At 58.8% G+C, this 1,341-nt stretch carries 1 protein-coding gene; it reads right to left on the reverse strand.

Annotated elements, in window-relative coordinates:
* Positions 1-53: 53 nt before the first annotated feature.
* A protein-coding gene (locus tag EKL94_RS22105) for an IS3 family transposase (protein WP_440086529.1) occupies positions 54-1,288 on the reverse strand; the annotation gives its coding sequence in 2 pieces (ribosomal slippage) (positions 54-925 and positions 925-1,288; 1,236 coding nt in all).
* Between the last annotated feature and the right edge of the window lie 53 nt (positions 1,289-1,341).

A 1,341-nucleotide genomic window follows, 5' to 3' on the forward strand; every position in this document is an offset into this window, starting at 1 on the left:
GTGACTCGTCCTGCCATAGGTTGACACCTATGGGGTGGATGATCCGGCCGCCGTCAGGCGACCAAGGACGCCCGATGCATCGCATCGGGCGTCTGCATTTTAAGGGACAGGTGGGGTCGCTCGGCGTTGTAGATCTCCACTGCCTCAGCCACCATTTTCCGCGCCTGACCCAGGTCCCGTGGGCGATGAAGCAGAAACTCACATTTGAGGATCCCGTTGATCCGCTCCGCCAGCGCGTTCTGATAGCAGTCGTAGCCGTCGGTCATGGAGCAGGTCAGGCCATGCTTGGCGTGGATGTTCTGGTAGTTGTCCGAGCAGTACTGGATGCCTCGATCCGAATGATGGATCAGACGCTGCCTCGTTTTCCGCGCTTTCAGAGCCATTTCCAATGCTTGCGCAGTGTGTTCGGTCTGCAGCGTCTCATTCACGCTCCAGCCTACGATCTTGCGTGACCAAGCGTCGGTGACCAGACTCAGGTAAACGAAATTTCCATCTGTGGGCAAATAGGTGATATCCGCGACCCATACCTGTTCACTGCCGGTCGGCGTCACGCATCCGTCGCCCGGTTTAAGCAGGTTCGGGTGTCTCCGGAAGCGGTGATGACTGTTGGTGGTCTTGTGATACGCGCGACGCTGCGGCACCAGCAGCCGTGCTTCTCGAAGCACGTCAAATAGACGGTCCCGACCCAGAGCGATTCCCGCCTCCTGCAGCCTCGGTTCAATCATGTGATGCAGCTTGCGCGTACCGACCCGAGGCTGGCGCGCGCGGCAGTCGCTCACCAGTGCCAGTGCCGTCGCATCAGCAGCAACTCGCCGCTGATGGCAGTGCCCCGCCTGATAGAACGCCTGCCGACTGATGCCGAAATGGCGGCAAGCCCTTGCCACGCTTATGCCTTTGAGGCGCCTTTGCGTGAGGACTTGCCGGAAGGCTTTTTTACAATTTTCACCCCGTAATCCTCTTTGAGGACGTCCACGATGGCCTCGAACAGCTGCGCCTTTTCGTTTGCCTCCCGCAACTGGACCTGCAGGGCCTTGATCTGTTGTTCCGGCGTAAGCGGCTTGGCCGCCCCGGCTTTGGGGACAGTGCTCATGGGAGGGAATGATGCCCCAGCTGACCAATCTTGCCGACCATGCCGGCGAAGCCAGGAAAGTACAGTGCTGCGACCTTGGATCCCATAGCGCTCCTGTGCCTTTTTGTAGGTCAGTTCCCCGCGCTCGACCTGGTCGACCACTGACAACTTGAAGGCCAGCGAGTAATCCCGTTGGCTGCGCCTGATTGTTGATTTCATTGAACATTCCTTTTCCAGAGGGAAAAGGTGTCAACCCAATTCAGGACGGGTCA

The sequence above is a fragment of the Stenotrophomonas maltophilia genome (assembly GCF_003970865.1).
Classification (GTDB): Bacteria; Pseudomonadota; Gammaproteobacteria; order Xanthomonadales; family Xanthomonadaceae; genus Stenotrophomonas; species Stenotrophomonas maltophilia_AR.